Origin of the sequence: Streptococcus mitis subsp. hohhotensis, assembly GCF_020089495.2 — a bacterium.
GTDB lineage: Bacteria > Bacillota > Bacilli > Lactobacillales > Streptococcaceae > Streptococcus > Streptococcus hohhotensis.
The window spans coordinates 143952-156667 of the sequence record NZ_JAIRCA020000001.1; the positions used below are offsets into that span (position 1 = coordinate 143952).

At 40.3% G+C, this 12716-nt stretch carries 13 protein-coding genes; 10 read left to right on the plus strand and 3 right to left on the minus strand.

Going from position 1 to position 12716, the window contains the following annotated elements:
• Nucleotides 1-54: 54 nt before the first annotated feature.
• The 5 genes from leuS (at nt 55) to K4Z77_RS00830 (ending at nt 5899) form a co-directional block, all read left to right on the plus strand.
• Entirely contained in the window at nt 55-2556 is a 2502-nt protein-coding gene (gene leuS / locus K4Z77_RS00810) for a leucine--tRNA ligase (RefSeq protein WP_060805950.1), read from the plus strand.
• A 177-nt stretch (nt 2557-2733) separates the two neighbouring features.
• Nucleotides 2734-3189 (plus strand): MarR family winged helix-turn-helix transcriptional regulator, encoded by a 456-nt coding sequence (locus K4Z77_RS00815; protein ID WP_060805951.1) that lies wholly within the window; start codon nt 2734-2736, stop codon nt 3187-3189.
• 56 nt (nt 3190-3245) lie between these two features.
• Entirely contained in the window at nt 3246-4478 is a 1233-nt protein-coding gene (locus tag K4Z77_RS00820; protein WP_224218150.1) for an acyl-CoA thioesterase/BAAT N-terminal domain-containing protein, read from the plus strand.
• A 297-nt stretch (nt 4479-4775) separates the two neighbouring features.
• Nucleotides 4776-5471 (plus strand): GNAT family N-acetyltransferase, encoded by a 696-nt coding sequence (locus tag K4Z77_RS00825; RefSeq protein WP_224218151.1) that lies wholly within the window; start codon nt 4776-4778, stop codon nt 5469-5471.
• An 11-nt stretch (nt 5472-5482) separates the two neighbouring features.
• The gene (locus tag K4Z77_RS00830; protein WP_033685576.1) at nt 5483-5899 is read left to right on the plus strand and encodes a GNAT family N-acetyltransferase; all 417 of its coding nucleotides are present in this window, start codon (nt 5483-5485) and stop codon (nt 5897-5899) included.
• Between the two features lie 825 nt (nt 5900-6724).
• Here K4Z77_RS00830 and K4Z77_RS00835 read toward each other — a convergent pair.
• From K4Z77_RS00835 to K4Z77_RS00845, 3 genes are all read right to left on the minus strand, one after another.
• On the minus strand, nt 6725-6817 hold the full coding sequence (locus K4Z77_RS00835) for a type I toxin-antitoxin system Fst family toxin (protein WP_000970296.1): 93 nt from the start codon (nt 6815-6817) through the stop codon (nt 6725-6727).
• A 329-nt stretch (nt 6818-7146) separates the two neighbouring features.
• Nucleotides 7147-7239: a type I toxin-antitoxin system Fst family toxin gene (locus K4Z77_RS00840; RefSeq protein ID WP_000969509.1), complete on the minus strand. Its 93-nt coding sequence runs from the start codon at nt 7237-7239 to the stop codon at nt 7147-7149.
• 496 nt (nt 7240-7735) lie between these two features.
• The gene (locus K4Z77_RS00845; RefSeq protein ID WP_101782132.1) at nt 7736-7828 is read right to left on the minus strand and encodes a type I toxin-antitoxin system Fst family toxin; all 93 of its coding nucleotides are present in this window, start codon (nt 7826-7828) and stop codon (nt 7736-7738) included.
• Nucleotides 7829-7960: 132 nt separating this feature from the next.
• On the opposite strand from K4Z77_RS00845, the gene ruvB reads away from it, so the two are divergent.
• The 5 genes from ruvB to rseP all read left to right on the plus strand — a co-directional run bounded on the left by ruvB (nt 7961) and on the right by rseP (nt 12709).
• Complete coding sequence (gene ruvB / locus K4Z77_RS00850) at nt 7961-8959, plus strand: Holliday junction branch migration DNA helicase RuvB (RefSeq protein ID WP_153226253.1); 999 nt, start codon at nt 7961-7963, stop codon at nt 8957-8959.
• Nucleotides 8940-9512, plus strand: a complete 573-nt coding sequence (locus K4Z77_RS00855) for a nucleotidyltransferase family protein (protein WP_224218152.1) — start codon at nt 8940-8942, stop codon at nt 9510-9512. The genes ruvB and K4Z77_RS00855 overlap by 20 nt, the downstream gene beginning before the upstream one ends.
• A 345-nt stretch (nt 9513-9857) precedes the next feature.
• On the plus strand, nt 9858-10616 hold the full coding sequence (uppS, locus tag K4Z77_RS00860) for an undecaprenyl pyrophosphate synthase (RefSeq protein WP_000466722.1): 759 nt from the start codon (nt 9858-9860) through the stop codon (nt 10614-10616).
• An 8-nt stretch (nt 10617-10624) separates the two neighbouring features.
• Nucleotides 10625-11428: a phosphatidate cytidylyltransferase gene (locus K4Z77_RS00865; protein ID WP_049524343.1), complete on the plus strand. Its 804-nt coding sequence runs from the start codon at nt 10625-10627 to the stop codon at nt 11426-11428.
• Between the two features lie 21 nt (nt 11429-11449).
• A complete protein-coding gene (gene rseP, locus K4Z77_RS00870) occupies nt 11450-12709 on the plus strand; it encodes an RIP metalloprotease RseP (RefSeq protein ID WP_224218153.1) in 1260 nt (419 codons plus the stop codon).
• The last annotated feature ends 7 nt before the right edge of the window (nt 12710-12716 follow it).

Below are 12716 nucleotides of genomic sequence, written 5' to 3' on the forward strand. Positions count from 1 at the left end.
CCAAATTCCCTCAAAAATGGTATAATAGTAACATCACAAAATTGGAGAGAGACCATGAGTTTTTATAATCATAAAGAAATTGAGCCTAAGTGGCAGGGCTACTGGGCAGAACATCATACCTTTAAGACAGGAACAGATGCATCAAAACCGAAGTTTTATGCTCTTGATATGTTCCCTTATCCATCTGGAGCGGGTCTGCACGTAGGACACCCAGAAGGCTACACTGCAACCGATATTCTCAGTCGTTACAAACGTGCGCAAGGCTACAATGTCCTTCACCCAATGGGTTGGGATGCTTTTGGTTTGCCTGCAGAGCAATATGCTATGGATACTGGTAATGATCCAGCAGAATTTACAGCTGAGAACATTGCTAACTTCAAACGCCAAATTAATGCGCTTGGATTTTCTTACGACTGGGATCGTGAAGTCAATACAACAGATCCAAACTACTATAAGTGGACTCAATGGATTTTCACTAAGCTTTACGAAAAAGGCTTGGCCTATGAAGCGGAAGTGCCAGTAAACTGGGTTGAAGAATTGGGAACTGCCATCGCCAACGAAGAGGTTCTTCCTGACGGAACTTCTGAGCGTGGAGGTTATCCAGTTGTCCGCAAGCCAATGCGTCAATGGATGCTTAAAATTACGGCCTATGCAGAGCGTCTGCTCAATGACTTAGACGAGCTTGATTGGCCAGAGTCTATCAAGGATATGCAACGTAACTGGATTGGTAAATCAACTGGTGCTAATGTAACTTTTAAAGTTAAGGGAACAGATAAGGAATTCACAGTATTTACGACTCGTCCTGACACCCTTTTCGGTGCGACTTTCACAGTCTTGGCTCCTGAGCATGACTTGGTTGATGCTATCACAAGCCCAGAGCAAGCAGAAGCCGTAGCAGACTACAAACACCAAGCTAGTCTCAAGTCTGACTTGGCTCGTACAGATCTTGCTAAAGAAAAAACAGGAGTTTGGATTGGTGCTTATGCCATCAACCCTGTAAACGGCAAGGAAATTCCAATCTGGATTGCAGACTATGTTCTTGCTAGTTATGGAACAGGAGCGGTAATGGCTGTACCTGCCCATGACCAACGTGACTGGGAATTTGCCAAACAATTTGACCTTCCAATCGTAGAAGTACTTGAAGGTGGAAATGTAGCAGAAGCTGCCTACACAGAAGATGGGCTTCATGTCAATTCAGACTTCCTAGATGGATTGAACAAAGAAGATGCTATTGCTAAGATTGTGGCTTGGTTGGAAGAAAACGGCTGTGGTCAAGAGAAGGTTACCTACCGTCTCCGCGACTGGCTCTTTAGCCGTCAACGTTACTGGGGTGAGCCAATTCCAATCATTCATTGGGAAGATGGAACTTCAACAGCTGTTCCTGAAAATGAATTGCCACTTGTCTTGCCTGTAACTAAGGATATCCGCCCTTCAGGTACTGGTGAAAGTCCACTAGCTAACTTGACAGACTGGCTTGAAGTGACTCGTGAAGATGGTGTCAAGGGTCGTCGTGAAACAAATACCATGCCACAGTGGGCAGGTTCAAGCTGGTATTACCTCCGTTATATTGATCCACATAATACTGAGAAATTGGCTGATGAGGACCTCCTAAAACAATGGTTGCCAGTAGATATCTACGTTGGTGGTGCAGAGCATGCTGTTCTTCACTTGCTCTACGCTCGTTTCTGGCACAAATTCCTCTATGACCTCGGTGTTGTACCTACTAAAGAGCCATTCCAAAAACTCTTTAATCAAGGAATGATTTTGGGAACTAGCTACCGTGACCACCGTGGGGCTCTTGTGGCGACTGACAAGGTTGAAAAACGTGACGGTTCCTTCTTCCATGTGGAAACAGGAGAAGAGTTGGAGCAAGCACCAGCCAAGATGTCTAAATCTCTTAAGAACGTTGTCAACCCAGATGACGTAGTGGAACAATACGGTGCCGATACCCTTCGCGTCTATGAAATGTTCATGGGCCCACTTGATGCTTCAATTGCTTGGTCAGAAGAAGGTCTGGAAGGAAGCCGTAAGTTCCTTGACCGTGTTTACCGTTTGATTACAAGTAAAGAAATCGTTGCGGAAAATAATGGTGATCTTGACAAGGTTTATAACGAAACCGTTAAATCTGTCACTGAGCAAATCGAATCCATGAAATTCAACACAGCTATTGCCCAACTTATGGTCTTTGTCAACGCCGCTAACAAGGAAGACAAGCTCTATGTGGACTACGCTAAAGGCTTTATCCAATTGATCGCCCCATTTGCGCCTCACTTGGCAGAAGAACTCTGGCAAACAGTGGCAGCAACAGGTGAATCAATTTCTTATGTCGCTTGGCCAACATGGGACGAAAGCAAATTGGTTGAAGACGAAATCGAAATCGTCGTCCAAATCAAAGGTAAAGTCCGTGCCAAATTGATGGTAGCCAAAGATCTATCACGCGAAGAATTGCAAGAGATTGCTCTCGCTGATGAAAAAGTCAAAGCAGAAATTGACGGTAAGGAAATCGTGAAAGTGATTGCAGTACCTAACAAACTCGTTAATATCGTCGTTAAATAACGAGTTTATTAGCTCTATCTGCCACCTTCAATAGTCCACTGGACTATTGAAGCCAACTAAATTGGTTAATATTGTTGTGAAATAAGATAGGAATCCTTCAGAGTAGAATCTGGAGGATTTTTTATTTGACAGGAAGTTTCTATTTTGTTAATATGATTAACAAAGAAAAGAGAGATTATGGATAAAAAAGAATTTATTGCATTTAATAATCGTTTCAATAGATTTATTTTAGCGTTTGACCAGTTAAAAAAAAATCAACATAAAAGTGGTGTTGACAAATCCATTACGTTGAATGAGGTACATTTGATTGTTGTGATTGGAAAAAATCAGCCCTTGAATCTAGTAAAATTATCTGAATTATTAGAAGTTTCGAGAAGTGCAATAACTCAAAGTGTTAGAAGATTGCTTCAAAAAAATTTAGTTGTTTTTGATTTTGATCCGAATAATGGGAAAAATAAATATTTGAGATTATCTGAAAAAGGCATCGAAATTTTTAAAATCCATAAGGAGCAACAAGCATATATTGAAAAATCAATCTTTTCAGTTTTAAACAACTATAGCGAGGTGGAACTTAAAACAGTTGTGAAATTGATGGATGATATTGAAAAGGTGTGGGGAGAATTACCGTGGTAAAAGTCACGGTAAATTTCAAATATAATTGTTAAGAAAATTAACAAAAAGGAGAAGATATGACTGTAAACATAGAACTGATTTCACAAACAGATTTAGCGGATGAATCTTTTTATATTACTATCAATGGTTTAGAACCAAGGACAAGGTATTGTGTAGAAATGTACCTGTCTGATTATTACTGTATAAATGCTCCCTTACTTTTAGATCATGATGTTATGTGGAAATCAACTGCCATTTTTTTATCTGATCAGGACGGTATGATTGACATCTCTCAAACAGCATCTATTTCGGGATCTTATAAAGGAATTTCAGAAATGGGTTTGTTCTTTAATGCGAAACCGTTGAAGAGTAGGAAAAGGAGATTACCCAATTCTCTTGATAGAATTCCATTGCGAGATTATTTTGGTGTTGAAATTAAAATCAGGCTGGGGAAAGATGTGGTCGCGAAGCAAAGTTTTGTAAGGCGTTATATGAATCTGGGAGTAAGATATCAAGATATCTATGACAAGCATTTTCAAGGTCGATTATTTTATGATGAAAAGTTAAGAAGGGCGCCAGCCGTGATTATTGTTAGCGGTAGTGAGGGAAGAATTGAAAAAGCTCAGAATATTGCCCAACTTTTATCTTCTAGGGGCTATATTTGTCTTGCGATAGCTTATTTTGGTTTAGAGGGATTACCCCAAAATTTAGAACGAATTCCAATAGAATGTCTGGAGGAAGCGAAAGATTTTCTATATCATCATCCTCAAGTTGATAATACAAAAATAGGAATATATGGTCGCTCTAAAGGAGCAGAGCTTGTTCTGGCTGGACAAAGTATTTTGGATGATGTGCAATGTTTAGTACTCAATTCTCCCTCAAATGTAATATTGGAGGGAATAAAGGGAAAACTCAATTCTAATTCATCTTCTTGGACATATTTACAAAAGGAACTTCCTTATCAAAAATTTCAGTTAGGAGATTATTTGTTAAACAAGTTTTTTGGAAAACATATTCCTGAAGATAGTAGGGCTCAGATTGATGTGAGTAAAATTTTCTCTCCTTTATTATTACTAGGAAGTGATGTTGATGAAATATGGAATGCATCATCCGCGATAGATGATATTATTTCACACTATAAAGGGGAATCCATTTTGTTTAAAAAATACCATGAAACAGGGCATATGTTGACGGTTGCTTATCAACCGAATCATCGTTATCGAAAAGATTGGCGCCTATTAATGAAAGAAAGTGTAGACTCTTGGCTTGTTACGATAAATTTTTTTGATACACATCTGAAGAATTTGTAGATAGTGCTGAACCGTACTATAATAGTCCTAACTAAGATAAAAACACAGTTCTGGTTGGTAGTCCAGTCTACAAAAGCAAACACTAAAACAAGAGAAATTTGAATACAAACAGTAAAAAATAGAGAGAAGCATAAGGGACATTAACTCACTCGTTCCCATATTTGATTATTCCTCCATAAAGTGGATGGATGATTTTTATAAGAGGAGTTTGCATTATTGAATAGAAAACCAAGTGTTTCCTAAAATTTTCATTGAGATATGTTATACTATATTCAATAAGTGAATAAGGAGAAAGCTATGCCAGTAAATGAATATGGTCAGATGATTGGGGAGTCAATGGAAGGTTATACACCAGGTGAATTGCCTTCTATTGGTTTCTTAGAAGGGCGTTATGCTCGAATAGAAGCTCTTTCGGTGGAAAAGCATGCGGAGGATTTATTAGCTGTTTATGGCCCTGATACGCCTCGGGAGATGTGGACTTACCTCTTTCAGGAGCCAGTAGCAGACATGGAGGAACTGGTCAGCCTTTTAAATCAGATGTTGGCTCGTAAGGACCGTTTTTACTATGCAATCATAGACAAGGCAACTGGTAAGGCTTTGGGAACTTTTTCTCTCATGCGCATTGACCAGAATAACCGAGTAATAGAAGTCGGAGCAGTCACTTTTTCTCCAGAGCTCAGAGGGACATGGATAGGAACAGAAGCCCAGTATCTCCTAGCTCGCTATGTCTTTGAGGAGCTTAACTATCGTCGCTATGAATGGAAATGCGATGCTCTTAACCTGCCATCAAGACGAGCTGCGGAGCGTTTGGGATTTGTCTACGAAGGAACCTTCCGTCAGGCAGTGGTTTATAAGGGGCGTACGAGGGATACGGATTGGTTGTCTATGATTGATAAGGACTGGCCCCAAGTCAAATCTCGTTTGGAAACATGGTTGCGTCCTGAAAATTTTGACCAAAATGGACGACAGTACAAGAGCTTGAGAGAACTTTAAGAGGAGTTGAGATGATTACTATTAAAAAGCAAGAAATTGTCAAGCTAGAGGATGTTTTGCATCTCTATCAGGCTGTCGGTTGGACAAATTATACCCATCAACCTCAGATGCTGGAGCAGGCCTTATCTCATTCATTAGCGATTTATGTGGCACTTGATGGCGATGCTGTGGTGGGCTTGATTCGTTTGGTTGGAGATGGATTCTCATCAGTATTGGTTCAGGATTTAATTGTTTTACCAATCTATCAGCGTAAAGGGATTGGTAGTGCCTTGATAAAAGAGGCTTTAGAGGATTACAAAGATGCCTATCAAGTCCAGCTGGTGACAGACCAGACAGAAAGAACCTTGGGATTCTATCGTTCTATGGGCTTTGAAATCTTATCCACCTATAATTGTATAGGGATGACTTGGATGAATCGAGAAAAATAATAAAACTTGTTTTTCTTAAGCAAAATTTAAGACTGGTCTAGTATTATATAATCATTAAATAAAGACCTCCTAACTTTATTTAATGAAATCCTAAAACTTTTTTCATCATAATCTCCTAATGAAGCCACCCAATCAGGTGGCTTTTTTGTGGGGTAAGGTGATGGTAATAGAAATTTTTTGAAAAATGGTAGAATTTGAAAAAAGTTAAGCTAGTTTTAAGCTTTGTCTTGTATCATATAGTTATTAAATAAAGACCTCCTAACTTTATTTAATAAAATCCTAAACTTTTCTTTTTCATAATAATCTCCCTTAACTCCACCCAATCAGGTGGAGTTTTTTGGCTCTATTTCAGGCTTTTTGGGACTATTCTAAAAATCATTTTTCGATATTTTTCGGTATTTTTCGGATTTTGGTCGGGGAATTGGCGGGGATTTTTTAGCGAATATGACTAAGAAATAGGTTTGCTGTTACTTCGGCTACTTCAACCTCACTTTGAATGTAAGTGACTGTTAATTGAAGGACTGGAACTACTGTAATAATGATTTTGCTTGTCTAGTAGTGGCGTATTAAATGAGAAGTGACATATAAGATTGTCTCTTCGTTTACTAAATCAAAATTTCTATGAAATTGATAGAATCCCTAATTTTCTCTTAAACTTGAAAGTCTTGTTGTAAAGCGGTTAAAGCTTGAGAAGCTGAGGATGTAAAGTTTTGACAAATTTTGTGAACTGTGGGATAATGGAGAGGAATTAAGGATTAGTTCTATATCATGGACTAGAAAAGACCCCAAGCTAACTTCCACATTAAGCTTGGGGTCTTTTTGACACTATCTATCTTTGTTTAGCCATTTATCGACTAAGCGAAGAACAACACCGACCACAATTGGTCCGATGATAGTTTTAAGGATTAGTTCCATCATGGGCTATCTCACCTCCTTTCGTAGGCGGTGTAGCAGTGCCGTAGAATATTATACCACATAAGTGCTAAACTCGGGAGTCATCCAATTAGGTGGAGTTTTTTGGCTCTATTTCAGGCTTTTCGGGAGTTTTCTAAACATCATTTTCCGATAGCTTTCGCTTAATCTTGAACGTCTTGTAGTACAGAGGTTCAAGAGGATATAAAGGATATAAACCTTTGACAAATTTTGTGAACTATGGGATAATAAAAGGGAATTAAGTATTGTGTCTATATCATAGGCTAGAAAAGACCCCAAGCTCACGTCCAAATAAGCTTGGGGTCTTTTTGACACTATTTGTCCTTGTTTAGCCATTTATCGACTAATCGAAGAACGACACCGACCACAATTGGTCCGATGATAGTTTTAAGTATTGTATCCATCATGGGCTAATTCACCTCCTTTCGTAGGCGGTGTAGCAGTGCCGAACAATATTATACCACATAAGTGCTAAACTCGGGAGTCACCCAATCAGGTGGAGTTTTTTGTGGAGTTTTTTGGCTCTATTTCAGGCTTTTGGGGACTATTCTAAAAATCATTTTCCGATATTTTTCGGATTTTGGTCGGGGAATTGGCGGGGATCTTTTTAGCGAATATGAGTAAGAAATAGGTCTGTTGTCGCTTCAGCAAGTTCAACCTCACTTTGAATTTAAGTGACTGTTAATTGAAGGACTAGAACTACTGTAATAATGTTCTTGGTTGTCAAGGAGTGAGTCATCATATTGTTAGCCAGCGGTTAAAGCTTGAAAAGCCGAGGATATAAACCTTTGACAAAATTTGTGAACTGTGGGATAATAAAAAGGAATTGAGTACTAGTTCTATATCATAGGCTAGAAAAGACCCCAAGCTCACGACCAAATAAGCTTGGGGTCTTTTTTGACACTATTTGTCCTCGTTTAGCCATTTATCGACTAATCGAAGAACGACACCGACCACAATCGGTCCGATGATAGTTTTGAGTACTAATTCCATCATGGGCTATCTCACCTCCTTTCGTAGGCGGTGTAGAAGTGCCGTATAATATTATTCCACATAAGTGTTAAACTCGGGAGGCACCAATCCAGTGGCTTTTTTGTTTGTGGCTTTGTTTTTTGATATAATAGAGCCATGAGTAGAATTTTAGATAATGAGATAATGGGGGATGAGGAGTTAGTAGAACGCACGCTCCGTCCTCAGTACTTACGTGAATATATTGGGCAGGACAAGGTCAAGGACCAGCTCCAAATTTTTATCGAGGCTGCCAAAATGCGGGATGAAGCGCTGGATCATGTCCTCTTATTTGGCCCTCCAGGCTTGGGGAAAACGACCATGGCTTTTGTAATTGCCAATGAACTGGGAGTAAATCTTAAGCAGACTTCGGGTCCAGTCATTGAAAAAGCCGGAGATCTGGTAGCGATTTTGAATGACTTAGAGCCTGGGGATGTCCTTTTTATTGATGAGATTCATCGCTTGCCCATGTCGGTGGAAGAGGTGCTTTATAGTGCCATGGAGGACTTCTACATTGATATCATGATTGGTGCTGGTGAAGGCAGTCGCAGTGTTCATTTGGAGTTGCCACCTTTTACCTTGATTGGTGCGACGACTCGGGCTGGTATGCTCTCAAATCCACTACGGGCACGTTTTGGGATTACAGGTCATATGGAGTATTATGCCCATGCTGATTTGACGGAAATTGTCGAGCGGACGGCAGATATTTTTGAGATGGCAATCACTCATGAGGCAGCATCTGAGTTGGCCTTGCGTAGTCGAGGTACTCCTCGTATTGCCAATCGCCTCCTCAAGCGCGTGCGCGATTTTGCCCAGATTATGGGGAATGGGGTTATCGATGATGTTATTACGGGTAAGGCTTTGACTATGCTGGATGTTGACCATGAAGGTCTGGACTATGTGGACCAGAAAATCCTTCGTACCATGATTGAGATGTACGGTGGTGGCCCTGTCGGATTAGGAACTCTTTCTGTTAACATAGCAGAAGAGCGTGAGACAGTTGAAGACATGTATGAGCCCTACTTGATTCAAAAAGGATTTATCATGCGGACGCGGTCTGGACGGGTGGCGACTGCTAAGGCATATGAGCATTTGGGATATGAGTACAATGAAAAATAAGCAAGAAATTCTAGAGGCTTTTAGAAAAAATCCAGATATGATGGCTATTCTGACTATCATCCGAAACTTGGAGTTGACAGATTCCTGGTTGGCGGCAGGTTCTGTCAGAAATTTCATCTGGAATCTCTTGTCAGACAGACCAGCATTTGATCTTGAAACAGATGTAGATGTGATTTTCTTTGATCCGGATATTTCTTATGAGGAAACCTTGTCCCTAGAGAAAAAGCTGAGAGAGGACTTTCCTCAGTATCAGTGGGAATTGAAAAATCAGGTCTATATGCACCAGCATAGCCCTCATACTGCTCCCTATAGCAGCTCTTGTGATGCTATGAGTAAGTATCCAGAACGATGTACGGCTGTTGGACTACGCTTGAATGAAGAATCAGATTTTGAACTCTATGTACCTTATGGTTTGGAGGATATTTTAAATTTTCAAGTTCGTCCAACTCCTCATTTTTTAGAGAATGAAGACCGAATAGCTCTCTATCAAACACGATTATCCAAGAAAAATTGGCAGGAGAAATGGAAAAATTTGATTTTTAAAAATACTTAAGGAAACTTTAAGCTAGGAAGTGTATACTAAGTTCATAAGTTAAGAAGACCTTAACTTAAACTCCTAAAACTTTTTCATAATAATCTCCCTATAAAAATAGAGTCGCCCAATCAGGCGACTTATTTTTTTGAAAAATGGGCTTTGCGCCTGAGAATAATACTCAATGAAAATCAAAGAGCAAACTAGGAAGCTAACCGCAGGTTGCTCAAAACACTGTTTTGAGGTTGCAGATAGAGCTGACGTGGTTTGAATTTGATTTTCGAAGAGTATAAATAGCTTAGTGATAGAAGAAAATGGGGAAATATGGTATAATGAAACGATAGATTTTTGAATAGGAATAAGATCATGTTTGGATTTTTTAAGAAAGATAAGGCTGTGGAAGTAGAGGTTCCGACACAGGTTCCTGCTCATATCGGCATCATCATGGATGGAAATGGCCGTTGGGCTAAAAAACGTATGCAACCGCGAGTTTTTGGACATAAGGCGGGCATGGAAGCATTGCAAACTGTGACCAAGGCAGCCAATAAGCTGGGAGTTAAGGTGATTACGGTCTATGCTTTTTCTACGGAAAATTGGACCCGTCCAGATCAGGAAGTCAAGTTTATCATGAACTTGCCAGTAGAGTTTTATGATAATTATGTCCCAGAATTGCATGCGAATAATGTTAAGATTCAAATGATTGGGGAGACAGACCGCCTGCCTAAGCAAACCTTTGAAGCTCTGACTAAAGCTGAGGAATTGACTAAGAATAACACAGGATTAATTCTTAATTTTGCCCTCAACTATGGTGGACGTGCTGAGATTACACAGGCTCTTAAGTTGATTTCCCAGGATGTGTTAGATGCCAAAATCAACCCAGGTGACATCACAGAGGAATTGATTGGCAACTATCTCTTCACCCAGCATTTGCCTAAGGAGTTACGAGACCCAGACTTGATTATTCGGACTAGTGGAGAATTGCGTTTGAGCAATTTCCTTCCATGGCAGGGAGCCTATAGTGAGCTCTATTTTACGGATACCTTGTGGCCTGATTTTGACGAGGCGGCCTTGCAGGAAGCCATTCTTGCCTACAATCGTCGTCATCGCCGATTTGGAGGAGTTTAGGAGGAAATATGACACAGGATTTACAGAAAAGAACCTTGTTTGCAGGGATTGCCCTGGCTATTTTCCTACCGATTTTAATGATTGGGGGACTCTTGCTTCAGATAGCAATTGGGATCATAGCCATGCTAGCCATGCATGAACTTTTGAAGATGAGAGGTCTAGAGACCATGACGATGGAGGGCCTCTTGACCCTCTTTGCAACCTTTGCTTTGACCATTCCCTTGGAGAATTACCTGACTTTTTTACCAGTTGATGGGAATGTGGTTGCCTATAGTGTTTTGATTTCAATCATGTTAGGAACGACCGTTTTTAGCAAGTCTTATACGATTGAGGACGCTGTTTTCCCTCTTGCTATGAGTTTCTACGTGGGCTTTGGTTTTAATGCTCTATTAGATGCTAGAATTGCAGGGTTAGATAAGGCACTCTTGGCCTTGTGTATCGTCTGGGCGACAGACAGTGGTGCCTATCTTGTTGGGATGAACTATGGTAAACGAAAATTAGCTCCGACAGTTTCTCCAAATAAAACCTTTGAGGGGGCCTTGGGTGGTATTTTAGGCGCTATTTTAGTAACCATCATCTTTATGATAGTTGACAGTACAGTTGCTCTTCCATATGGAATTTACAAGATGTCAGTCTTTGCTATTTTCTTTAGCATTGCTGGACAATTTGGTGATTTACTAGAAAGTTCGATCAAGCGTCACTTTGGTGTCAAGGATTCTGGGAAATTTATCCCTGGACATGGTGGTGTTTTGGATCGTTTCGATAGTATGTTGCTTGTATTTCCAATCATGCACTTGTTTGGACTCTTTTAATCAAAAGACGGAGGAAATACTATGCTCGGAATTTTAACCTTTATTCTGGTTTTTGGGATTATTGTGGTGGTGCACGAGTTCGGGCACTTCTACTTTGCCAAGAAATCAGGAATTCTAGTGCGTGAATTTGCCATTGGCATGGGACCCAAGATCTTTGCTCATATTGGCAAGGATGGGACGGCCTATACCATTCGAATCTTGCCTCTTGGGGGCTATGTTCGCATGGCTGGTTGGGGTGATGACACAACTGAAATCAAGACAGGAACTCCTGTCAGTTTGACCCTTACTGACGACGGTAAGGTTAAACGCATCAATCTTTCTGGTAAAAAGTTGGATCAAACGGCCCTCCCTATGCAGGTGACTCAGTTTGACTTTGAAGACAAGCTCTTTATCAAGGGCTTGGTTCTGGAAGAAGAAAAAACATTTGCAGTGGATCACGATGCAACGGTTGTGGAAGCAGATGGTACTGAGGTTCGGATTGCACCTTTAGATGTTCAATATCAAAATGCAACTATCTGGGGGAAACTGATTACCAACTTTGCAGGACCTATGAACAACTTTATCTTAGGTGTCGTTGTTTTTTGGATTTTAATCTTCATGCAGGGTGGTGTCAGAGATGTTGATACCAACCAGTTTCATGTCATGCCTCAAGGGGTCTTGGCTAAGGTGGGAGTGCCAGAAACAGCACAGATTACCAAGATTGGTTCACATGAGATTAACAACTGGGAAAGCTTGATTCAGGCTGTGGAATCAGAAACCAAAGATAAGACGGCCCCGACCTTGGATGTGACTATTTCTGAAAAGGGTAGTGACAAACAAGTTACGGTTACTCCGGAAGAAAGTCAAGGCCGTTACCTTCTAGGTGTTCAACCGGGAATTAAGTCAGATTTTCTATCCATGTTTGTAGGTGGTTTTACAACTGCAGCCGACTCAGCTCTCCGAATCCTATCAGCACTGAAAAAACTGATTTTCCAACCGGATTTGAACAAGCTGGGTGGACCTGTTGCCATCTTTAAGGCAAGTAGTGATGCCGCTAAAAATGGAATTGAGAATGTCTTGTACTTCTTGGCAATAATTTCCATCAATATCGGAATTTTTAATCTTATTCCGATTCCAGCTCTGGATGGTGGTAAGATTGTGCTCAATATCCTGGAAGCAATTCGCCGCAAACCATTAAAACAAGAAATTGAAACTTATGTCACCTTGGCCGGAGTGGTCATCATGGTTGTCTTGATGATTGCTGTGACCTGGAATGACATCATGCGACTCTTTTTTAGATAATCGAGGA